Genomic DNA, 20,855 nt, shown 5'->3' on the forward strand with positions numbered 1-20,855 from the left:
GCCGGGCTAGGCGAGGTTCAGCTCCTCCGATATGGCCCGGGCGGCCTCCTGCAGGAGGGGAACTGCGCGGTCAGCGAAAGCCTGGTCGACGCGGGAGACGGGGCCGGAGACAGAGATTGCCATCGGCGTGGGCGCGTTGGCCACGGCGGTGGCGAAGCACCGGACGCCGATCTCCTGTTCCTCTTCATCGATCGAGTAGCCCCGCTCGCGGATCATGTCCAGATCCTTGAGGAGCGTGTCGATATCCCCGATGCTCTTGCTGGTCGGCGTCGGCATTCCGGTGCGGGAGACAATCCCGCGCACCGCTGAGTCGTCCAGCTGGGCCAGGATCGCCTTGCCGACGCCGGTGGAATGCAGGTGTGCGCGCCGCCCCACTTCGGTGAACATGCGCATCGAATGCCGGGACGGCACCTGGGCGACGTAGATGATCATGTCCCCGTCCAGCACGGCAACATTCGAGGTCTCCCCCAGCCGGTCCACCAGCGATTTGAGCTGGGGCCGGGCCAGGACTCCGAGCTGCTTCGTGGCGCTTTCGCCCAGGCGGATCAGCCGGGGCCCCAGCGAGTACCGCCGGTTCGGCAACTGCCGCACATAGCCCAGCGTGACCATGGTCCGGAGGAGCCGGTGGATGGTGGGAAGCGGCAGGGAGGTGGACGACGACAGCTCGCTGAGCATGACCTCGCCCCCGGCGTCGGCAATCAGTTCCAGCAGCTCGAAGACCCGCTCGACTGACTGGACGCCTCCCGGGGCTCGTTCTGCCATGGCACGATCTCCTGAAATCCCTGCCGACAACTAATATCCGCATCGTGAAATATTCTCTGGCTTCCCAACATACAGCACCGCTGCCCTGCGGTTTCCGGAGCGCACCGCGGCGCCGAATGGGCGCCGCGGTGCAAGGTCCCGGGCAGCAGCGTCGTCGGCTAGATGCCCTTGCCTGGGTTGAGGATTCCGAGCGGATCGAACACACCCTTGATCGCGTGCTGCAGTTCCAGGGACTCGCTGCCGAGTTCGTCGACCAGCCAGTCCCGCTTGAGGATTCCGACACCGTGTTCGCCGGTGAGGGTGCCGCCCAGGCTGCGGGCCAGTTCGAACATCTGGCCAAGCGCGGCTTTCGCCGGTCCTTCAGTCGACGGCTGGCCTTCATCCAGCACGATCATGGGATGCAGGTTGCCGTCGGCGGCGTGCGCGACCGTGAAGATGCGGACACCGGTGCGGCGTGAGATTTCCTCAATGCCGGTCACCATTTCGGCGAGGCGTCCGCGCGGCACACCGACATCGCCGATGCAGACGTTGCCCAGCAGTTCCAGCGACGGGATCGCCTCGCGGCGCGCCCGCAGCAGTTCGGCGGTGCGCTCGGGGTCCGTGGCCTTCTCATAGGACGTGGCGAGGGGTTCGATTGCCTGAATCAGCACGTCCTGTTCCAGGAAGGCTCCGTACCCGTCCGTCTGGGCGAGCAGGAAAGCCCCGCCGCGGCTCCGGTAGTCGGTGCCCAGGGCGGCATCGACGGCGGCCAGGGTGGGTCCGTCCATGAGCTCCAGCACGGACGGCGTGATGCGGGAGGCGATGATGGCGGAGGCGGCCTGGGCGGCGGTGACAATGTCCGGGAAGAACGCCGCCACCGTCGCGGTCGAGACCGGAAGCGGCCGGAGGCGCAGCGTCGCTTCAACCACCACGCCCAGCGTCCCCTCCGAGCCGATGAAGAGGGCGTTCAAGTCGTACCCGGTGACGCCCTTGATGGTTTCGCGGCCGGTCACCAGGACCCGGCCGTCCGGCAGGACCACCTTCAGCGCCAGCACGGACTCGCGGGTGACGCCGTATTTGGCGCACCGCATGCCGCCGGCGTTGGTGGCAATGTTTCCGCCGATGGAGCAGATGGCGGTACTGGCAGGATCCGGGGCGTAAAAGAGGCCGTGCTCTCCGGCGGCGGCGTTGACTTCGGCATTGAGCACGCCGGGTTCGACGACGATGAGCTGCTCGAGCGGGTCGACGCGCAGCACCCGGTTCATGCCCGACAGGTCGAGGACGATCTCGCCGGCCTGGGCTGCCGAACCGGCAGCCAGGCCGGTTCCGGCGCCCCTGGCCACGATGGGGATGCGCCCCGCCGTCGCACGGACCATGGTCTCGACGACGTCGTCGACACTGGTGGCGTAGACGACGCCGTCCGGCAGCGTCGCGGGCGTGTATCCGGACCGGTCGGTATTGACGTTCATGCGGTCGGTTACGTCGGAGGAACCGTGCCGGGCCGCGGCGACGAGCGCCGCCCCGGCCTGTGTGTTGATCTGGTTAGCGGTAGTGCTCACAAGGTCTGCTCTCTATCGGTGTCTTGAACGTTTTCCGTCCGGCCGTGCCGGACATGTCGGCGCCGGAGCCCTGTGGTACCGGGCCCCGGCCGTTGCCTAGGGGACCATCCAGCCCAGGAATGGTGTGGACTGCAGGACGATCAGGACGGTGATGAAGGCCAGCAGCCCCAGGCTCCAGCCCAGCAGCTTGCGGAACAGGACACTTTCCGCCCCGTCGAGGCCGACGGCGGCGGACGCCACCGCCAGGTTTTGCAGGGAGAGCATCTTGCCCAACACACCCGCCGAGGAGTTCGAAGCCGCCATCAGCGTCGGCGAAAGCCCGGTCTGCTGCGCGGCGGTGACCTGCAGCTGCCCGAAGAGCGAGTTGGACGAGGTGTCCGAGCCGGTGAGCGCCACGCCGATCCAGCCGAGCAACGGCGACAGGAAGGCGAAGAATCCTCCTGCGGAGGCCAGGGCGATGCCCAGTGAGTTCGTCTGCCCGGAGACGTTCATAACGAACGCCAGCGCCAGGACGGACGTGACCGACACGATGGTCCAGCGGAGCTGGAAAAGGGTGTCGCGGTAGATCCGCACTCCCGAGAGGGGCTTGAGCTTGTACAGCGCCATGGTGATGATTCCCGAGATCAGGAGCAGCGTGCCGGTGGCTTTGAGGTGGTCAAGCTTGAATTTGTGCGCGGCAACCTGGTGTCCGGCAGGATCCACGGCATCTATCCCGGGCCATTCGAAGGTGACGGAGCCGACGGCGGTGAGCCAATTTTTCACGCCCGGGAGCTGGGCAATCGAGAAGACGGCCATGATGATCAGATACGGTGCAACAGCCATCCATACGTCGCGGTTGGGCGGCCTGACCGCGGCGCCGGCGGGGCCTGCCGGCACTCCGGTATCCACCGGGGCACCGTTACGGCTGACACCGCCCAGGCCGGAGGACGTTCCGTAGCCGGTGCGGGCCGGAGCGCCAGCGTTGACCAGTTCCGCTTCGGCAGCGTCGCTTCCCCCGACGTCGTGCATCCCGACAATTTCCGCCGGCTGCCAGAACCTGAGCATGAGCAGGACCGCCGCGACCGTTGCGATGGCGGCAATGACATCGGTGAGTTCGACGACGAGGAAGTTGGAGGCCAGGAACTGCGCCACGCCAAAGACGATGCCGGAGACCAAAGCCACCGGCCAGGTCTGCCGCAGGCCGCGCTTGCCGTCAACGATGAAAACGAGGATGAGCGGGATCAGGACGGCCACGAAGGGGGTCTGTCGCCCCGCCATGGAGCTGAGGTCATGCAGCGGGATGTTGGTCACGCCGTTCAGGGCAATGATCGGAGCGGCCATCGCTCCGAAAGCGACCGGGGCGGTGTTGGCCAGCAGTGCAACGATGGCTGATTTCAGGGGCTTCATTCCGGCAGCCATCAGCATGGCGCCGGAGATCGCCACCGGTGCGCCGAAGCCCGCCAGCGCCTCGAGCAGCGCGCCGAAGCAGAACGCGACCAGGATAGCCAGGATGCGCAGGTCGTTGGAGATGGACCTGATGGTCCGGCCCAGGACCTCGAACCACGGTGTCGCGACCGTGAGTTTGTAGACCCACAAGGCGTTGATGAGGATCCAGAGGATCGGGAAGACGGCGTAGAAGGCGCCTTGCGCGGTGGCGCTGAGGACCTGGACGAACGGCATCCGCCAGCCCACGATGGCCAGGACGATCGAGAGCAGCAGGCTGGCAATGGCTGCCTTGGGTGCCTTGACCCGGAAGACGCCGAGCAGAATGAAAAGAAGCAGCAGCGGGAGCGCGGCAACCACCGCCGAGAGGGCCAGGGACCCGGCGATCGGATCGATAATCTGCTGGAAAGGCTCAAGCCTTGGACTCACAAAAACTCCTTTGTTTTGTCGAGCATTGGTGGGCCAAGAGCCCGCGGCGAGATTTTAGCGGCGCGAAATTCCGCATGGTGAAATTAATCTCTTGTTCAGTGGATAGACCATATGTGCGATCCAGATCACAGTCAACAGCGGCCGGGCGGGTCGTGCAGGGCCGGGGCCGGTCATGGAACGCCGTTGACAGCCAGGGCAAGGGTGGCTAGCTTTTATAGATCGATATTTTTATTCCGCAATACGAAATTGAACGGAGCGTGACCGGGATGCCGAATCATCTGGAGACGAACGGACTCCACGTCGCGGAGGAGCTCTACGCCTTCGTCCGGGACGAGGCGTTGCCGGGTACCGGACTCGAGGCCGAGCAGTTCTGGGCCGGCGCTGCCGCCCTGGTGGCTGACTTCTCGCCGCGCGTGCGGGAACTGTTGGACGTCCGCGAGCTGATGCAGCAGCACATTGACGACTACCACCGCTCCCAGGGTACGACGCCCCTGGACCCGGCGGCATACGAGGAGTTCCTCCGGTCGATCGGTTACCTGGTCGAGGAACCCGGCGAGTTTACGATCAGTACGGACCGCGTCGATACCGAGATCGCCACCGTGTCCGGGCCGCAACTGGTGGTCCCGCTGCTGAATGCGCGCTTCGCCGCCAACGCGGCCAACGCCCGGTGGGGCTCGCTGTACGACGCGCTGTACGGCACCGACGCTATCGACGACGCCGAGGGGCGCGGGCAGACGGACGGCTACAACCCGGTCCGCGGTGCCGCCGTCGTGGCGTTCGGCCGCCGCTTCCTGGACGAGCACACTCCCCTGGCCGGCGGGTCCCACACCGCCGTCACCGCGTACAGGATCGCGGACGGCACGCTCGTCGCCGAAACACCGGACGGTGAAACCGGGCTGGCAGACCCGGCCCAGTTCGCCGGTTTCCGCGGAGAAGCCGAACAGCCGGAATCCGTGCTGCTCGTGCACCACGGCCTGCACGTGGAAATCCAGATCGACCGCAACCATTCCATCGGCTCCGGCGATCAGGCCGGGGTCAAGGACATTGTCCTCGAATCCGCCCTGACGACGATCATGGACCTCGAGGATTCGGTCGCCGCCGTCGATGGCGGGGACAAGGTTGAGGGCTACCGGAACTGGCTGCAGCTGATGCAGGGCACCCTGACCGCTGACGTGACGAAGGGCGGACGCACCCACACCCGCCGGCTCAACCCCGACCGCGTCTACACCGCACCGGATGGCTCGGAGCTGACGCTGCCCGGCCGTTCGCTGCTGCTCATTCGCCAGGTGGGCCACCTGATGACCAGCGATGCCGTGCTCGATGCCTCCGGCGCCCCGGTGCCTGAGGAGATCCTCGATGCCTTGTTCACCGGACTGGGCTCAGTCCACGACCTGCGCGGGCCGCATGCCGGCCACAACTCGCGGACCGGGTCGGTCTATGTGGTCAAGCCCAAGATGCACGGACCCGCCGAAGTCGCGGTCGCCTGCGCGCTGCTGGCCGGCGTCGAGGCGGTGCTGGGCCTGGATCCGCTCACGCTGAAAATCGGGATCATGGACGAGGAACGCCGGACCTCGGCAAACCTGAAGGCCTGCATCCGGGAGGCCCGGGAACGGGTCGCTTTCATCAACACCGGCTTCCTGGACCGCACTGGCGACGAAATCCACACCTCCATGCAGGCCGGCCCCATGGTCCGCAAAGCCGACATGCGGAACTCGAGCTGGATCAAGGCGTACGAGGATGCCAACGTCGACATCGGGCTCGAATGCGGCTTCAGCGGGCGCGCCCAAATCGGCAAGGGCATGTGGGCTGCTCCGGACAACATGGCGGACATGCTGGCCCAGAAAGGCAACCACCCACTCGCCGGCGCTGACTGCGCCTGGGTCCCCTCGCCGACGGCCGCCACCCTCCACGCCATCCACTACCACCAGGTAGACGTCGATGCCCGGCAGGCCGAGCTCGCCGGAAAGCGCCGCTCCACCCTGCGGCAGCTGCTCACCATCCCGGTGGGCGACCCCGCGGACTGGTCCGAAGAAGACCGGCGCAACGAGTTGGATAACAACATCCAGAGCACGCTGGGCTACGTGGTGCGCTGGGTGAACGACGGCGTCGGATGCTCCAAGGTGCCCGACATCCACGGCACAGCCCTGATGGAGGACCGTGCCACCTGCCGCATCAGCTCCCAGCACGTCGCTAACTGGGTTCTGCACGGCGTCGTGACCCGGGAGGAAGTGGAGGCATCACTGCGGCGGATGGCCGCCGTCGTCGACGACCAGAACTCCTCGGACCCCGGTTACACGCCGATGTCCCCCGCATTCGACGGCGAGGCGTTCCTCGCCGCCCGCGAACTAGTCCTCGAGGGCGCCACCCAGCCCTCCGGCTACACCGAGCCCGTCCTGCACCGCCGCCGGGCCGCGCACAAACACACCGACGATCTGGCAAGGAACGCCTCATGAACCTGACCCTTGAGTCCGCCCGGACCATCATCGACGAAGCCCTCGCCGCGGGCCGGCAGCGTGAGTTCAAACCTCTCACCGTCGTCGTTCTCGACGCCGGCGGCCACGTCATCGCCGCCGCACGCGAGGACGGGGCCTCAAACAACCGCTTTGAGATCGCCCAGGGCAAGGCCTACGGCGCGCTGGCCCTCGGCATGGGCTCGCGCGCCATCATGGAACGCGCCGAGCAGCAGGCGTATTTCATCTCAGCAGCGACCGCTGCCTTGGGCGGCCGGCTCATCCCGGTTCCCGGCGGCGTACTGGTACGGGACCACGACGGCACCGTCATGGGTGCCGTCGGGATCACCGGCGACAGTTCGGACAATGACGAGACCGCCGCCACGACGGCGGTTAAGGCTGCCGGCCTGACGCCGCAGGCGGACTGACGGTCCGGCACCGATCCGCTGAACACCGTCCGCAAGGACGGAGGGGTCCATGTCGTGACAGGCATGGGCCCCGCCTGTTTCTGGGCGGCATGAAACAGGCGCACGTCTCCCACGCTCCGTCCATCCGGCCATTGGTTTCGCGTATATCGGAATGTATCGTTAAGTATCGTTAGCGATCCATTAAGGAGACCAGCATGCGTAATTCATACCCGGCCGGCGGCTTCGGCACCGCCAACATTGACGGCATGTGGCAGGCGGTTGAAGAGCTGCGGTCAAGATTTGAGAAGCGCGCCGGCAGCCGCGCGGGACGCGGCGAGGTGCGGTCCGCGGTGCTTGCCCTGCTTGCGGAACGGCCGATGCACGGCTACCAGATCATCCGTGAAATCGAGGAGCGCAGCAGCGGCAGCTGGAAGCCGAGCGCCGGTTCCGTTTACCCCACGTTGCAGCTCCTGGCCGATGAGGGGCTGATCCGGGCCGAGGAGTCCAACGGCCGCAAGATCTACTCGCTGACCGAGGCGGGCCGGGAGGTTGTAGCGGGTGCCGACACCTCGGCACCGTGGGAGTCCACAGGCCAGGCAACCGGCCCCGGGTTCGCGGCACTGCCGAAGGCCGGCGTCGAACTGGCGCAGGCCGCGGCGCAGGTGGGTCGCACGGGCTCGCCGGAGCAGGTGAAGCAGGCCGTTACGGTGCTCGACGAGGCACGTCGCCGGCTGTATTCGATCCTCGCCCAGGATTGACGCGGGTGGCGTCGGTTCGTCGGGACCGGACAGCTCCGGTACCCGGCGCCGGGGACACCCGCGCCCGCTACCGCCGCATCCTGCGCTTCGCTGCGTGGCATCTCGCGGTGACCTGGTGGTTCGAGCTGTTCCTCCCCCGCATCGGGCTGGGCGGCATTGCCGGGCGCACCCGGACGAAGCGGATGCGGCGCTTCGCGCAGCGCTTCCACGTGCTCGCGGTGGAGCTGGGCGGCCTCATGATCAAGGTGGGCCAGTTCCTGTCCTCCAGGCTGGACGTGCTTCCGCCCGAGATCACCAAGGAGCTCGAGGGGCTGCAGGACGAGGTGCCTCCGGTCCCGTTCGCCGCCATCCGGGCACTTGCCGAGACGGAACTGGGCATGCCGCTGGACCAGGTTTTCGCCTCCGTCGATCAGACGCCGATCGCCGCCGCGTCGCTCGGGCAGGCCCACCGCGCGCAGCTCCTTCCCGTCAACGCCGCCGAGGCCGGGATGCGCAGCGTGGTGTTGAAGGTACAGCGGCCGGGCATCGACGCGATCGTCGACGTCGACCTGGCGGCGCTGCGCAAGGTGGGCGGCTGGCTCAGCCGGGTGCGCTTGGTTGCTGACCGGGCGGACATGCCCGCCCTGGTGGAGGAGTTCGCGCAGATCAGCCTTGAGGAGATCGACTACCTGCATGAGGCAGCGAACGCAGAGCGCTTCGCAGCCGACTTCGCCGACGACGACCGGGTGGCTGTGCCACGCGTCGCCTGGGAGTGGAGCACCCGCCGGGTACTGACCCTCGAAGACGTTACGGCGATCAAGATCACGGATTCGGAGGCACTGCTGGCGGCAGGCATCGATCCCGCGCAGGTTGCCCCGGTGTTCGCGTCGGTCATGTTCGAGCAGATGTTCACCAGCGGCTTTTTCCATGCCGATCCGCACCCCGGGAACATCTTTGTCACTCCCGCTATTGATTCTTCCGCAGGGCGTCCCTGGAAGCTGACGTTCATCGATTTCGGCATGATGGGCGAGGTCCCTCCCACGACCCGCAGCGGCTTGCGGAAACTTCTCATCGCGGCCGCATCGCGTGACGGCAAAGGCCTGGTAAGCGCGGTCAGGGACGTGGGGGTGCTGCTGCCGTCGGCCGACACGGCCGAGCTTGAGCGGGCCATGACACACCTCTTTGCCCGGTTCGGCGGGATGGGCTTCGCCGAGCTCCGTGAGGTGGACCCTCGGGAATTCCTTGATTTTGCGGTGGAGTTCGGCGACCTGGTCCGCTCGCTGCCCTTCCAGTTGCCGGAGAACTTCCTCCTCATCATCCGGGCGATGTCACTGACCTCGGGGGTGTCCAGCTCGCTCGATGCCCGGTTCAATCTGTGGGACGCGGTGGAACCCTATGCCGCGCAACTGCTACGCGACGAGCGTGGCAACATCGTCCAGGACGTGGCCCAGCAGGCGCTCGACGCCGCCGGGCTGGCGCTGGGTCTGCCGAAGCGCCTGGACCGGCTGCTCACCCGGATCGAGGACGGCTCGCTGTCGGTGGCTAACCCGCGTCTGGAACGGCAGCTGGCACGGCTGGACCGCACGGCGCAGCGAACGGCATCGGCCCTGGTTTTCGGCGCCCTGCTCATTGCCGGTTCCGTCGTCCGGGCGGACGACGCAGTGCTCGGCAGCGTGCTGATGATCGCGTCGGTGGTTCCGCTGCTGCACGGGCTCTGGACGGGGCGCCGCGGCCTCTAAGTACAGCGGAGTGGGATCCGCGGTTGCCGCTGCTTCCGCAGGCCGCTTAGGCCAGGCGCGCCCGGACAATCTCGCTGACGGTCTTGCCGTCAAAACGGCCGGCGACCTTGGCGGTGACTGGCTTCATTACGGCGCCGATGGAGCGCATGGAGAGCTCCTGGCCGTCGGCCTTCAGCGCGGCGATTGCCTCATCGACGATCGCTTCGACCTCCGCACGGGTCAGTGCCTTAGGCAGGTACGCCTCGATGATTTCCGCCTCCGCGGACTCGGCAGCGGCGCGGTCGGGTTCGCCGGCTTCGGTGTAGATGCGGGCGGTGTCACGGCGCTTGGCGGCTTCCTTCTGCAGCAGCGACGTCACCTGGGCGTCATCGAGCTCGACCGGGGTCTTGCCTGACTTTTCGCGGGTGCTGATTTCGCCCAGCACATTCCGGACGGTCGTGAGTGCGGTCTTATTGCCGGCCTTCATGTGGGCGACAACGTCGTTTTTCAGTTGATCCTTGAGCGTCATGGTCTTCCTCTTCTTCATCGGTGGTGCGCGGCGGCCTACTAGCCAGTCTCCCCCAGCCTGGCGCGGATAGCGTCGTCGGGCGTTTCCTGCGCTGGATTCACGGTGGCGTTCGGGCGGAAGGTGGCACGATGGGAACATGACTCCCGCTCACGGTTTTTCCGGCTTCGGCCGTCGTCCCCAACCCATCAAACCCGCAGCCGGCCAGGAATCCGTGTGGGACTACCCGCGGCCGCCCAGGGTGGAGCCGCGGTCCGAACGGGTGACTGTGCGGCTCGGCGGCCAAGTGATTGCCGACACCACCGATGCCGTGCGCGTGCTGGAGACGAGCCACCCCCCGGTGTACTACGTGCCGCTGGACTCCTTCCCCGCCGGCGCCCTGGTCCCGGTGGAAGGAACCACCTTCTGCGAGTTCAAGGGCGAAGCGCACTACTTCGACGTCGTCGCCGGCGGAGTGGTGGTGCCCCGCGGCGGGTGGACCTACCCGGAACCCAGCCGCGGATTTGAGGCGCTCAGTACCCGGGTGGCCCTCTACCCGGGCCACATGGACTCCTGCGAGGTCGACGGCGAGCGGGTGACCTCCCAGGAAGGCGACTTTTACGGCGGCTGGATCACCAGGAACATCGTGGGTCCGTTCAAGGGTGGCCCGGGCACGTCCGGGTGGTGAGGATCCGACCCCCGCGCTGAACCGGCGGGTTGGTCCTCCCGGCTCACCGGGACCGGGCCAACCAGAAGTGCCTAATCCTGTGCAGATGCCTTACTGGCTTCGGCGGCCGCCGCAGGCCCGGTGGTCGCCGGTGCGGTGCTCTTGGTGTCCGTGGCGGGCATCGCGATCACGGCGACGACGGTGAGGATGGCCCCGGCCAGCACGGCCAGGAAAACAGCCCCGGACGCCGAGACGACGGTGTGCGGATCTGTGTGGCCGCCCGGAGCGCCTGCGTAGATCGCGTTGGCGACGGCGCCGAACACCGCCACACCGATGGAACTGCCGATCGACCGGGCGAAAAGATTGGTGCCGGTGACTACTCCGCGCTCATTCCAGTCGACGCTGGACTGGGCGGCGATGAGGCTGGGGGTGGCCACCAGCCCGAGTCCGAGCCCCACGATGAAGCAACTCGCCGCGACCAGGAGGACGTTGGGTGTGGCGGCGGTGAGGGCAAGCACTGCCGTACCGATGACCGTGATCGTGATGCCGATCAGCGCCGTCTTCCGGAACCCCAGCCGGAGATAGAACCGGCCCGATTGGGAGGCGCTGATCGGCCAGCCGATCGTCAATGCTGCCAGTGCGAGCCCGGCCAGGATCGGCGAGGTTGAGAGGGCTCCTTCAAGGAACGTGGGAACGTACGAGGTGAGGCCCAGCATGACCGCGCCCACGCCGAAGGAGATCAGCGCCGTCGTCGCCAGCAGCCGCCGGGAGACCACCCACGGCGGCAGGACCGGCTCGGCAGCCCTCCGCTCGACCAGGATGAACGCGGCGAACAGGAGCGCTCCGCTGACGAACACCGCAATGCTGATGGCGGAGGTCCAGCCCCATGCCTGGCCGCCCTCGAGGGCCCCAAGAATAATCAGGGTCAGCGCGACAGTCAGCAGGCCCGCCCCCAGGTAATCGACCCGGTGCTTGGTGCGCTCGACATTCTCGTGGAACGTCCGGAGCAGCATCCACCCCGCCAGGAGGCACAGCGGGATGTTCACGAAGAAGATCCCGCGCCAGAAGCCCAGGGCCGAAAACACGCCGCCGAGAGTCGGGCCAACCACGGAGGACACCGCCCACACGCTCGCGAGGTAGCCTTGCACCTTCGCGCGCTCGGTCAGCGTATAGATATCGCCGGCGATCGTGATCGCCACGGGCTGGACTGCACCGGCACCCAGGCCCTGCAACACCCGGAACGCGATGAGGGCCGGCATGCTCCATGCCACTCCGCAGAGGATCGAACCTAGAAGGAACAACCCGATGCCGATCAGGATGATCGGTTTACGGCCGACGACGTCGGAGAGCTTGGCGTAGACGGGCACGGACACGGCCTGCGCGAGCAGGTAGGCGGAGAAGAGCCACGGAAAGGATGCGAACCCGCCGATGTCCTGCACGATCGACGGCACGGCGGTCGCGACGATGGTCGAATCGATCGCCACCAGCCCCGTCGAAAGCATCAGGGCAATGAGGATTGGTCCCCGTTTCGAGCGGAAGCCGACTCCCTCGGCTGAATTCGTCACTTAATCTCGTTCCCGTCGTCGTCCGCGGCGCGCAGCACCTGAAACCGGTCCGGTTCCGAGGGTACAACCGCGCCTGGTGCGGAATTAGTCCCGGGATGCCAAACCGGCGGGCGCCGCCGTCGGCTCCGTCTACCGGGCCGTGCGGCGGGTGAAGACCAGGTGGGTAATTCCGGAGGGAGAAGGGGTCGCTTCGATGTCGAAGCGTTGTTCCAGCTCTTCGAGACCGTCCCAGAGCCGCTCGCCCCGGCCCAGGACAATGGGCACGAGGACAAGGTGCATGTGATCGATCAGGTCGGCCTCAAGGAACTGCCGCACGGTGCTCACTCCCCCGCCGATCCGGACGTCCAGGTCGCCGGCCAGCTCGCGGGCCTGCTTGAGCGCATCCGCCGGGCTGGCATCGACGAAATGGAAGGTTGTCCCGCCTTCCATCTCGAGTACCGGCCGGGGGTGGTGGGTCAGGACAACGACGGGCGTGTGGAAGACAGGGTTCTCCCCCCACCAGCCCTTCCATTCCTCGTCCTGCCAGGGACCGCGCTGCGGACCGAACTTGTTGCGTCCCATGATCTCCACTCCGACTCCCGGCCCCCAGGTCCCGGCGAAGGCCTCATCGACGCCGAAGGAACCTTCCGTTTCCCCGTGAAGGCCCATCGCGCGGAAGGTGCGCGTTTCGAACGCCCACTCCATCAGCCGGGTGCCGGCGTGGCCGAACGGCGCGTCGAGCCGCTGGCCCTCGCCGGTGCCGTAGCCGTCAAGGGAGATGGAGAAGTTGTGCACGCGGACGAGGGACATGTCAGCTCCTGGGGTGCTCGTGGGTCGGACTTACTCTAGGGTGAGCGTCCCAGGAGCTCAAGACACCGGGCCAGAAAATGCCTGCCGCCAGGCGCAGGTTCACCCGGCGGCGGCCGCCTTGGCGGCGTAGGCAGTGGCTTGGGTGCGCACCCGGCGAATGTAGGGATCGGACTGGTTGTAGGCGTAGATAGCGTCGGTCCACCCCTGCGAGGTGGTGAGATCCCGGCCGTGGCCGCAGAGATAATCCGCCGCGCTGAGGGCAGCGTCATCGATATTGAAGGGGTCCGCTGTTCCGTCCCGGTTTCCGTCCCGAGCTACCAGCCGCCAGGTGGAGGGAATGAACTGCATGGGCCCGACGGCGTGGTCCCAGTGTGCGTCGCCGTCCAGGGTTCCGCCGTCGGTGTCCGGGATCGCGGCGAAACCGGCGCCGTTAAGGCTTGGGCCCACGATCGGCCCGCTCGAGTGCCCCGCTGCGTCGAGGCTGCCGCCGCCGTACGTCCCGTGCGCCGATTCGACGAAGCCGATGGCCGCCACCGTATTCCAGCTGATCCCGCAGTCCGGGATGGAAGCGCTGGTCGTGGCGGCAGCCGAAACGTAGGCCCGGAGCGCACGGGCAGGTATCCCGGTCTGCGCCGCGGCCCGGGCGAGCCACTGTGCGTCAGGGTTGCGGGTGACGTTTACGGCCGTGGTGATGCCTGCGGCTTCGAGTTTCGCGCCCGCCCGGGGAGGAGCAGACAGGGCCACGCGGGCGTCCGCGCCGGGCTGCTGGATAACCCAGAAGGAGAATGCGGTGATGACGCAGAGCGCGAACAGGCTGAAAACCACAAGGCGTTTAAGACGGAGCACCGACTAATCAAACCATCCGGCGCAGACGCCGGCGGACGAAAACGTTCAAGCTTCGTCCGGGGCTGTAGTTCAGGGAAGGCGCCGGCAGATTCGGTGCCGGCGGAAAAGACCTGGACCACGCGGAGGAGCACCTGCAGCGCCGGGGCCATGAGCCCCACCTGGTCAAAGGTCGAGGGCAGCCGATGGAGTTCGACGGAACGACAATCGAGCAGTACGACGAGATCAACAAGCTGATGGGGCTTACGCCGGGCGGACCGGGTCCCGACGGATCTATTTCCCACTGGGCCACAATGACGGACAGGGGTCTGCAAGTTACGGATGTCTGGAAGAGCCGGGAGCAGTTCGATGCCTTCGCGCAAGAAAAGATCATGCCCCTCAGCGTGAAAGCCGGCATCGCGGGCCTCCGAAGCTGACCTTTTGCGAAGTGCACAACTACTACACCCCGGGGAAGGGAGCCTAAGCCCCCGTGGACTCCTTCACGTGCGTTGCCAGGACATCGCGGACCGAGGTCCATTCGTGCGGGCCGTAGCGGTCGTTGTCGACGTGATGAAGTTCGGCCTCGCCACTGAACATGCTGACGAAGGGTCTCGCGCAGCGACGCTCCCACTCCGAGGCGGTCCGACCATTCTCCGGCTTTAGCCAAACAACAGCTAATTCCGGTCAAGGCGGAGACGAGGAAACAGCGCCTCCGCGTTGCCGCGGTCTATGGCCGCGCGCAGTACGGGATCCAGCGGATACTGCTCATACTGCATGTTCAGGAAATCGATGGCCGCGGACGGAGCGAACGGGAAGTCAGTGCCGTACGTGATGCGGCCCGGGTCAGCTACCTCGAGCAGGCTGGGCAACGCCGCCGGGCTGGCAGACAGGGCGACGTCGTAGTAAAAGCGTCGCAAGATGGATAGCTTCTTATCTCCCAGGGCCGCCAGCGCACTGAGGGCGTGGTCCTTGTCGAGGAGCATCGTCAGCAGGATCCTGTAGGCGATGAAGGGCACGAATCCGCCCGCGTGGGCCAGGATGAACTTGACGCCCGAGAACTTCTCCATCGCACCGGACAGGACCAGGCTGATAGCGGTGCGGGTGGTGTCGAGCAGGAAATCGGCGGCAAAAGAGGGTACGCCGGGCACGGCAGGCGCCGGGAGGTCACCGGGGTGGACGAACACGACGGCCCGGCGGTGGTGCAGGAACTCCAGCAGGGGTTCAAAACCCGGATCTCCCAGGTAGCGGCCGTCATTGTTGGCCAGCAACACGACCCCGTCCGCGAGGAGGGTGTCCAGGGCATACCGGACCTCCGCAAGGGCCCCTTCCACGTCCGGCAGCGTAAGCGTGGCAAAGAACCCGAAGCGATCCGGCCGGGCGGCCACCACCTCCGCGCAGAACTCGTTGACCTCCCGCGCCCTCAACCGAGCTTCCATCGCATCCCCGAAGTAGACGCCGGGCGTGGACAGGGACAGGATGCCGGTCTGCACGTCGTGCCTGTCCATGAACTTCAACGCGGAGCGCTCGGACCACGACGGCAGACCAAGCCCACCGGGGTCTATGCCCTTGTCACGCATCCACCGCGCATACCCCGGCGGAACGATGTGCTGGTGCGTGTCGATACGGTACGGCGGGCCCATCCGAATCACCTGCCAACAGGTTCATTTCAGTCTGGTTGAGCGGGGCAACTGCTCAGGTTCCGCAGAACGTGCGGTACGCGCCGAAGTCAGCCGGCGCGCCAAGTGCGTATCGCTCGCCCGGGGCGCTCCTTGTACGGGTCGGTGACCGCATCGAGAAGCCGGGACAGCGGCCCCAGGTCGCCGCCGGTGGCAGCGGCCAAGGCTTCCTCCACCAGGTGGTTGCGGGGAATGTACGCCGGATTAACCCGGTCCATCATGGCGGCGTCCGGGTTCAAGGCACGCCAGCGCGCGGCCCAGTCATCAAACGCCGTCCCATCCGGAATGAGCTGCCGGGCTGGCTCAGGGCGGCCGCGGGCCGCATTGCCGAGGCTGCGGAAGAACGAGGTGTAGTCCACGCGTCCCTGCTGCAGGAGGGTCAACAGCTCCTCGACGAGGGGCGACGTCACCTCATCCCCGAGCCCCGGACGGAATCCAAGCTTCCTGTTCATGCCCGCCGCCCAGGCAGCACTGTACTGCCGGCGGAAATCGTCCAGTGATTCCACCGCAAGCTGGATGGCTGTCTCCTGGTCCTCATGCAGCAGGGGCAGCAGCGACTCGGCGAGACGGGCGAGGTTCCATTCCGCCACCACTGGCTGGTTCCGATAGGCGTAGCGCCCGCTTTCGTCGATCGAACTGTAGACGGCGGCGGGGTCGAAAGCGTCCATGAAAGCACACGGGCCGTAATCGATGGTCTCGCCTGGGATCGTCATGTTGTCCGTGTTCATCACCCCGTGAACGAATCCCACCAGCATCCAGCGGGCCACCAGCGACGTCTGTGCAGCAACCACCGCGTGGAAGAGGGCGAGGTAGGGGTTTTCGGCTTGCGCCGCCGCCGGATAGTGCCGGGAGATCGCATAGTCGGCGAGGCGGCGAACGAGGCCGGCGTCCCCCGTGGCCGCGGCGTACTGGAAACTGCCCACGCGTGCATGACTCATAGCGACGCGGGTGAGCACGGCTCCCGGCAACACAGTGTCACGCTGCACGGGACGCCCCGTTGCCACCACGGCGAGGGACCGTGTGGTGGGAACGCCTAACGCGTGCATGGCTTCACTGACGAGGTATTCGCGCAGCATCGGTCCGACGACGGCCAGACCGTCTCCCCCGCGGGCGAACGGTGTACGTCCGGAACCCTTGAGGTGCATGTCCCGCGGCATGCCGTCGGCGTGCGTGATCTCACCGAGCAAGAGGGCGCGCCCGTCGCCGAGCCGAGGGGCGTACCAGCCAAACTGGTGGCCCGCGTAAGCCTGCGCGACCGGAGTGGCATCAACGGGGAGCCGATGCCCGGTCAGCAGGCCCATCCCTTCGGCACTTCGTAAGAAGTCAACGTCCAGGCCCAATTCGATTGCCAGCGGGTCGTTGAGCACCAGTAAGTGAGGGTCAGCGATGTCCTCTGCCCGCCAAGCAATGGCCATCTCCGGAAATTCCCGGGCGAAGTGGCCGCTCAACGTGACGGCTGACAGGGACATGGCATCCATGCATCCAGAATAGCCGTCACACGATGAACGGTGACGGCTCGCACCGCGACCATTCCCGCAGACCCGCGCGGCCGTATCGTCCCGCAGCAAACCGGCCTACATGGAGCATCCGCCGGGGACCTGCACTTGTGCGACATCCGAATCATCGGCTGCGCGGTGACGGTATACGTATCCCGGCCCAAATGCTCTATCAGCAAGGACCCATGAGGACCACGCTGTCGTCAGGGCGAAAGGGCGGACCCGATGAAGATCCTGGGAATTGAAGGCTGGCGCGCGTGGACGTGGCTTTCCTGGCTCGTGGCGGCAACGTTGTCGTTGGCCTTCCTTGACCTGACGGTGTTTGGAATAGCGGTCCCCGCCTCGGCGCTTCTTTTGGCTGCTCTGACCGGTCCGGTGGGCTGGCGGCGCGGGCGCGTTGACAGATTGGATCTGACGGTGGTGGCAGCACTGTACATTGCCGTCGTGGCGCTGTTCCGCGTAGCCTTCACCGTCTTCACGACCGCCAACGTTCTCGGCCTTTTCCTCTGCTTTGGTGCAGGCTTGGTCCTGGGGGTCGCAGGGCCGGTTTTCTACACGGTTAGGCGGGGGCGTCCGCTGTCCGATCTGGGCCTGGGACTGGGCAACTGGAAGCAGGCGACAGTGCTTGGACTCATCCTGTCCCTTATCCAGTTTGCCATCACGCTTCTCGGCTACCGGCTGCCTGCACCTGTTGGCTGGGTTCCGTTGCTCGTTATGTCTTTGACGGTAGGTGCTTTCGAGACCGTGTTTTTCCGTGGCTTCGTCCAGATGCGCCTGAGCGCGAGTTTCGGCCAAGCTCCCGGCATAGCAATCGCGGCTGGCCTGTACGCGGTTTACCACGTCGGTTACGGGATGGGCGGTGATGGGATGATCTTTCTGTTTGGGCTTGGGGTGCTCTACGCGGTCGCGTTCGCTTTGGTGCGCAACGTCCTTGTGCTGTGGCCGTTGCTCACGCCGCTGGGTTCATTCTTTAACAACCTCAGCGGCGGTGACATCGAGTTGCCGTGGGAGGCGATCCTGGGATTCGCCGACGTCCTGGGCCTCATGGTCGCTGCAGTGTGGCTGGGCCACCGCCGGCTACAGCGTAAGGACCCGCCGGCAACTACGCCGGCTCTAGGAAAAGATCGGTGACGGCGGCCTTAAGCGCCCTCCTCGCTGCCGTTCGCTCAGCCGGACTCCGTGCCGGAGAGGGAACCCTTGCCGCAGGGGACGGCGCCGCCCACGTCCTAAGTACCAGGGAAGGATCTTAGTCGTGGAAGATGACGCGCTGCGGCGGCTCACCGGCTGGGCCGCCATTGGGATGGTGGTGTTCTGGGCGGCCCAGTTTCCGCTGTATCTGGTGCAGGACCCTTCGGTGCGAATATACGACGGCGCCGCCGGCGCGGCGGAGGTATGGCGGATCCGCAACGTCATCTTCACCCGGATCCTGCTCGATTTGGGCCTGTACGTGGCGGCGATCATATTCGCTGCAGGGCTGGGCGATCTCATCCGACGGGCTGACCGGCGATACCGGTGGGCGGGGTCGCTCGTGGTCGCTTCCATGGCCGTGTGGGTCGGAGTGACCCTGGTGGCCAACGGATTGGAGGGCGGCCTGGCACTGGATGCCATGGCTCCGGAGCCGGACCCGTCAGTGAACCGTGCCCTCACCATGGGCTACATGCTGATCTACAACAGCTCAATCGCTTTCGCCATTACCGGGCTCTTCCTCGGTGCCGCCGGCTGGTCGACCGCCGCCACCGGTGTCCTCCCGCGCTGGACCCGGCGGATCGCCTACCTCGGGGTCCTGCTGTGCGCAGCGGCCGTGCCGTCAATGTACGGCGGTCCCTTGGACCCCGCCGGGTTCTACAACGCTGCCGGGTGGGGCCCGGTGGTTGTCGCCAACCTCCCGCCGGCAGTCTGGGTGGTCCTGGCGGCCGTGTTGCTGCTGCGCGGCCCCGGGCCCGCGACCCGCGTGGCGGTGGACCGCCGACGAGGGGAAGACGGTCAGGGATGAACACGAGGATGCCGCAGCCTATCATTGTCGCCGACGGCGTATACCAGCTGCGCACCGGTCGGGGCCGGCTCGCCTCTCACGTGTACCTCGTGCGCTCCGGCCCCGAGTGGGTTCTCGTGGATGCAGGGTGGCCACACGCCGGGCAGCCGATCTTTGCGGCGGCGGAGCTGCTGTTCGGTCCGGGCACCCGGCCGGCATCGATTGTGTTGACGCACGTCCACCCCGACCACTCCGGATCGGCTCCGGAGTTGGCCCGCCGGTGGGCGGTGCCGGTCTACGTGCATCCTGCCGAGCTGCCACAGGCCCCGGGGAAGCTCCTGGAGGAGTACGCCAATCCCCTGGACCGGTGGGTGCTGGGTCCTCTGCTAAGGCTGCTGCCGCCGGGGACGATCCAGGCGGCGGACCTAACCGACGTCGCGCACCCCTTCGATCCGGCCCAAGGGATGCCCGGACTGCCCGGGTGGCGTTGCATTCCCACCCCGGGGCACACCCCTGGCCACATCGCTCTCTTCCGGGAGGCTGACGGCGTGCTGCTCAGCGGCGATGCGGTGCTGACGGTGGACCTCAACACTGTGCGGGGCCTGCTGGCCCGTGCGCCGAGCGTCAGCGGCCCGCCGTGGATTACGACTTGGGACCGGGCTGCGGCGGAGACCTCGATCGCTGTGCTCGCCGAACTGCGGCCCCACGTGCTTGCGAGCGGCCACGGGCGCCCGATCGTCGGGCCTTCGGCGGCCCGGCAACTGGCAGACCTCGCCGCCCGTGGTGCCGCCCCGGAAACCCTCCAACAGGCGACGCCTGTTGAGTACAGCGCCGTGGTCGCGACCCGCCCAGGCGGCCCGGAAGTGCTGGCGATCGCACGTCGCCAGCTGAGGGCGCCACGTCGCGGTGAGGTCAGGGTCCGGGTCGAGGCCTGCAGCGTAAGCACCGTAGACGTGCAGGCCCGCCGCGGGCTGTCGACGTATCCGCCGAGGTTCCCGTTCGTGCCCGGCTACGCTGTCGTCGGCGTGGTGGACGCCGTCGGGCCGGGCGTCGCCGCAGTCGCTGTCGGGGACCGGGTGGTAGCACTGACCGAGAGGGGCGGGTACGCCGAGTACGTCTTTGTACACCGCTACCCCATGATGCGGATTTCCGCCGGCCTGGACGCGGGCGAGGCGGTGGCCGTGGCGCTGAACTACCTGGTGGCGCACCAGGTCCTGTCACGAGCAGCCCGGCTCCGGCGAGGGCAGACGATCCTCGTCACGGGAGCCGCCGGTGGGATCGGCACAGCCCTAGTGCAGCTCGGACACCTGCTGGACTTAAGAATTTACGGGGTCGACACTGCCGCGAAACGCTCCTGGCTCACCGCCAACGCGGTGGTGCCCCTCGACGGCAGGGACGAGGATGTGGTCGGTAACTTGCGTCGGCTGGAGCCTAAAGGGGTCGACGCGGTGCTAGACGGAATTGGCGGCGAATGGGTCGACCACGGCCTGGCCGTGCTGCGACCCGGGGGCGTCCTCGTTGAGTACGCCAATCCCGGCAGCCCCACCGCGACACTGCGCCTGCTTGGCCGGGCGATCGGGAACAACCTGGTTCCCCGCGGTACGAAGATCCGCCTCTATGGGACGACATCGTGGCGGCTGGACCGCCGGCCACTAATGGATGCCTGGGCGACTCTCTACGAGATGCTCGAGTCCCGGCGGATCAGTCCGGTGATCGCAGGCCGGCTCCCCATGCTGGAGGCCGGGCAGGCCCACGCGCTACTGGAGAACGGAGGCGTCGTAGGCACCCTCGCCCTTTACATCCCGGCGGGACCGCGCTAGCCATCGGAAACCGGCGACTCCGCTGCGGATCAAGTCTCTTGCTGCTGCTCCTGTCGGCCTCATGCTCGATCAGAACGACG

Annotated in this window: 17 protein-coding genes and 2 pseudogenes; 9 read left to right on the plus strand and 10 right to left on the minus strand. The window is 66.8% G+C overall.

The genetic code is table 11. From position 1 onward, the window contains the following. Nucleotides 1-6: 6 nt before the first annotated feature. The 3 genes from ABIN76_RS03205 to ABIN76_RS03215 form a co-directional block, all read right to left on the minus strand. Nucleotides 7-762 (minus strand): IclR family transcriptional regulator, encoded by a 756-nt coding sequence (locus ABIN76_RS03205; protein WP_346958268.1) that lies wholly within the window; start codon nt 760-762, stop codon nt 7-9. A gap of 158 nt (nt 763-920) precedes the next feature. Beyond that, entirely contained in the window at nt 921-2,300 is a 1,380-nt protein-coding gene (locus ABIN76_RS03210) for an FAD-linked oxidase C-terminal domain-containing protein (RefSeq protein WP_346958269.1), read from the minus strand. A 96-nt stretch (nt 2,301-2,396) separates the two neighbouring features. After that, nucleotides 2,397-4,151 (minus strand): L-lactate permease, encoded by a 1,755-nt coding sequence (locus ABIN76_RS03215; protein ID WP_346958270.1) that lies wholly within the window; start codon nt 4,149-4,151, stop codon nt 2,397-2,399. Nucleotides 4,152-4,417: 266 nt separating this feature from the next. Between ABIN76_RS03215 and ABIN76_RS03220 the strand changes: the two genes are divergently transcribed. From ABIN76_RS03220 to ABIN76_RS03235, 4 genes are all read left to right on the plus strand, one after another. Beyond that, on the plus strand, nt 4,418-6,604 hold the full coding sequence (locus tag ABIN76_RS03220) for a malate synthase G (RefSeq protein WP_346958271.1): 2,187 nt from the start codon (nt 4,418-4,420) through the stop codon (nt 6,602-6,604). Continuing rightward, on the plus strand, nt 6,601-7,029 hold the full coding sequence (locus tag ABIN76_RS03225; RefSeq protein ID WP_346958272.1) for a heme-binding protein: 429 nt from the start codon (nt 6,601-6,603) through the stop codon (nt 7,027-7,029). The genes ABIN76_RS03220 and ABIN76_RS03225 overlap by 4 nt, the downstream gene beginning before the upstream one ends. A 194-nt stretch (nt 7,030-7,223) precedes the next feature. Further along, entirely contained in the window at nt 7,224-7,766 is a 543-nt protein-coding gene (locus tag ABIN76_RS03230; RefSeq protein WP_346958273.1) for a PadR family transcriptional regulator, read from the plus strand. A 5-nt stretch (nt 7,767-7,771) separates the two neighbouring features. Then, nucleotides 7,772-9,484 (plus strand): AarF/UbiB family protein, encoded by a 1,713-nt coding sequence (locus ABIN76_RS03235; protein WP_346958274.1) that lies wholly within the window; start codon nt 7,772-7,774, stop codon nt 9,482-9,484. A 46-nt stretch (nt 9,485-9,530) separates the two neighbouring features. On the opposite strand, the gene ABIN76_RS03240 is transcribed toward ABIN76_RS03235, so the two are convergent. Continuing rightward, nucleotides 9,531-9,992 carry a GatB/YqeY domain-containing protein gene (locus ABIN76_RS03240; protein ID WP_346958275.1) on the minus strand — a complete coding sequence of 154 codons (462 nt, stop codon included), beginning with the start codon at nt 9,990-9,992 and terminating at the stop codon, nt 9,531-9,533. A gap of 136 nt (nt 9,993-10,128) precedes the next feature. Between ABIN76_RS03240 and ABIN76_RS03245 the strand changes: the two genes are divergently transcribed. Next, nucleotides 10,129-10,656 (plus strand): DUF427 domain-containing protein, encoded by a 528-nt coding sequence (locus tag ABIN76_RS03245; RefSeq protein ID WP_346958276.1) that lies wholly within the window; start codon nt 10,129-10,131, stop codon nt 10,654-10,656. 71 nt (nt 10,657-10,727) lie between these two features. On the opposite strand, the gene ABIN76_RS03250 is transcribed toward ABIN76_RS03245, so the two are convergent. From ABIN76_RS03250 to ABIN76_RS03260, 3 genes are all read right to left on the minus strand, one after another. After that, a complete protein-coding gene (locus ABIN76_RS03250; protein WP_346958349.1) occupies nt 10,728-12,137 on the minus strand; it encodes an MFS transporter in 1,410 nt (469 codons plus the stop codon). A gap of 192 nt (nt 12,138-12,329) precedes the next feature. After that, nucleotides 12,330-12,989, minus strand: coding sequence for a dihydrofolate reductase family protein (locus ABIN76_RS03255; RefSeq protein WP_346958277.1), 660 nt, complete (start codon nt 12,987-12,989; stop codon nt 12,330-12,332). A 99-nt stretch (nt 12,990-13,088) separates the two neighbouring features. Then, nucleotides 13,089-13,835, minus strand: coding sequence for a lytic transglycosylase domain-containing protein (locus tag ABIN76_RS03260; RefSeq protein WP_346958278.1), 747 nt, complete (start codon nt 13,833-13,835; stop codon nt 13,089-13,091). A gap of 182 nt (nt 13,836-14,017) precedes the next feature. On the opposite strand from ABIN76_RS03260, the gene ABIN76_RS03265 reads away from it, so the two are divergent. Next, complete coding sequence (locus tag ABIN76_RS03265; protein WP_346958279.1) at nt 14,018-14,248, plus strand: hypothetical protein; 231 nt, start codon at nt 14,018-14,020, stop codon at nt 14,246-14,248. Nucleotides 14,249-14,291: 43 nt separating this feature from the next. Here ABIN76_RS03265 and ABIN76_RS03270 read toward each other — a convergent pair. From ABIN76_RS03270 to ABIN76_RS03280, 3 genes and pseudogenes are all read right to left on the minus strand, one after another. After that, nucleotides 14,292-14,417 (minus strand): annotated as a pseudogene (locus ABIN76_RS03270) (NmrA family protein); the annotation flags it as partial. Between the two features lie 68 nt (nt 14,418-14,485). After that, entirely contained in the window at nt 14,486-15,451 is a 966-nt protein-coding gene (locus ABIN76_RS03275; protein WP_346958280.1) for an amidohydrolase family protein, read from the minus strand. Between the two features lie 52 nt (nt 15,452-15,503). Then, nucleotides 15,504-16,965, minus strand: a pseudogene (locus tag ABIN76_RS03280) (protein adenylyltransferase SelO). A gap of 243 nt (nt 16,966-17,208) precedes the next feature. On the opposite strand from ABIN76_RS03280, the gene ABIN76_RS03285 reads away from it, so the two are divergent. From ABIN76_RS03285 to ABIN76_RS03295, 3 genes are all read left to right on the plus strand, one after another. Next, nucleotides 17,209-18,114 carry a CPBP family intramembrane glutamic endopeptidase gene (locus tag ABIN76_RS03285; RefSeq protein ID WP_346958281.1) on the plus strand — a complete coding sequence of 302 codons (906 nt, stop codon included), beginning with the start codon at nt 17,209-17,211 and terminating at the stop codon, nt 18,112-18,114. Between the two features lie 121 nt (nt 18,115-18,235). After that, on the plus strand, nt 18,236-18,976 hold the full coding sequence (locus tag ABIN76_RS03290) for a hypothetical protein (protein ID WP_346958282.1): 741 nt from the start codon (nt 18,236-18,238) through the stop codon (nt 18,974-18,976). 8 nt (nt 18,977-18,984) lie between these two features. Next, a complete protein-coding gene (locus tag ABIN76_RS03295) occupies nt 18,985-20,775 on the plus strand; it encodes an MBL fold metallo-hydrolase (protein ID WP_346958283.1) in 1,791 nt (596 codons plus the stop codon). Nucleotides 20,776-20,855 lie beyond the last annotated feature (80 nt).

The sequence above is a fragment of the uncultured Arthrobacter sp. genome (assembly GCF_964021775.1).
Classification (GTDB): domain Bacteria; phylum Actinomycetota; class Actinomycetes; order Actinomycetales; family Micrococcaceae; genus Arthrobacter.

Excerpts from the sequence above, each read along its gene's own strand:
- ABIN76_RS03225 (WP_346958272.1), top strand. The coding sequence starts at position 6,601 with ATGAACCTGACCCTTGAGTCCGCCCGGACCATCATCGACGAAGCCCTC.
- ABIN76_RS03250 (WP_346958349.1), bottom strand. The coding sequence starts at position 12,137 with ATGCTTTCGACGGGGCTGGTGGCGATCGATTCGACCATCGTCGCGACC.
- ABIN76_RS03230 (WP_346958273.1), top strand. The coding sequence starts at position 7,224 with ATGCGTAATTCATACCCGGCCGGCGGCTTCGGCACCGCCAACATTGAC.
- ABIN76_RS03285 (WP_346958281.1), top strand. The coding sequence starts at position 17,209 with ATGAAGATCCTGGGAATTGAAGGCTGGCGCGCGTGGACGTGGCTTTCC.
- ABIN76_RS03240 (WP_346958275.1), bottom strand. The coding sequence starts at position 9,992 with ATGACGCTCAAGGATCAACTGAAAAACGACGTTGTCGCCCACATGAAG.
- ABIN76_RS03275 (WP_346958280.1), bottom strand. The coding sequence starts at position 15,451 with ATGGGCCCGCCGTACCGTATCGACACGCACCAGCACATCGTTCCGCCG.
- ABIN76_RS03295 (WP_346958283.1), top strand. The coding sequence starts at position 18,985 with ATGCCGCAGCCTATCATTGTCGCCGACGGCGTATACCAGCTGCGCACC.
- ABIN76_RS03205 (WP_346958268.1), bottom strand. The coding sequence starts at position 762 with ATGGCAGAACGAGCCCCGGGAGGCGTCCAGTCAGTCGAGCGGGTCTTC.
- ABIN76_RS03255 (WP_346958277.1), bottom strand. The coding sequence starts at position 12,989 with ATGTCCCTCGTCCGCGTGCACAACTTCTCCATCTCCCTTGACGGCTAC.
- ABIN76_RS03245 (WP_346958276.1), top strand. The coding sequence starts at position 10,129 with ATGACTCCCGCTCACGGTTTTTCCGGCTTCGGCCGTCGTCCCCAACCC.
- ABIN76_RS03265 (WP_346958279.1), top strand. The coding sequence starts at position 14,018 with ATGGAGTTCGACGGAACGACAATCGAGCAGTACGACGAGATCAACAAG.
- ABIN76_RS03220 (WP_346958271.1), top strand. The coding sequence starts at position 4,418 with ATGCCGAATCATCTGGAGACGAACGGACTCCACGTCGCGGAGGAGCTC.